This window comes from Chryseobacterium sp. 14P4.3.2, assembly GCF_057799275.1.
This window is the reverse complement of the sequence record NZ_JBYOKO010000075.1, coordinates 1-530: the sequence shown is the minus strand read 5'-3', so window position 1 is coordinate 530 and position 530 is coordinate 1. Positions and strand designations below refer to the sequence as shown.

At 35.1% G+C, this 530-nt stretch carries 1 pseudogene; it reads left to right on the top strand.

The window, feature by feature from the left end:
• Positions 1-156: 156 nt before the first annotated feature.
• Positions 157-530 (top strand): annotated as a pseudogene (locus AC27VX_RS23860) (IS5/IS1182 family transposase); the annotation flags it as partial.

Genomic DNA, 530 nt, shown 5'->3' with positions numbered 1-530 from the left:
GAAGAAAAAATAAGCTGGCAAAATGTGTATTATTTTTTTAATAAATGGAGCAAGGATGGCAGCTTCAGGAATATTTGGATTCATCTTTTGAATCGTAACAAGAGGATGTTGGATATGTCGTGTACTCAGCTTGACGGGAGCCAAACCCGATGTAGAATGGGCGGAGAATCAACAGGATATCAAAGCAGAAAATCGGCGAAAACCAGCAATATAATTTTCCTTTGCGACAATCGTGGTCAAATGATTTCGATGGGAAATCCCAGAAGCGGAAATCATCATGATTTATATGAAATAGAAGATGTTATGGGCGATATTATTGAAATTTTATCCGAAGCGGAAATTTCTCATAAGGGTCTTTTTTTGAATGAAGATTCGGGATTTGACAGTGAAAATTTAAGACAGAAATTAGAAATGGAGGAAATAATGGGTAACATCAAAACTAATCCCCGAAATGGAAAAACAGGAAATAATGATTACTATTTTGATGAAAAATTGTACAAAAGCAGATTTAAAATAGAGCAGGCAAATGC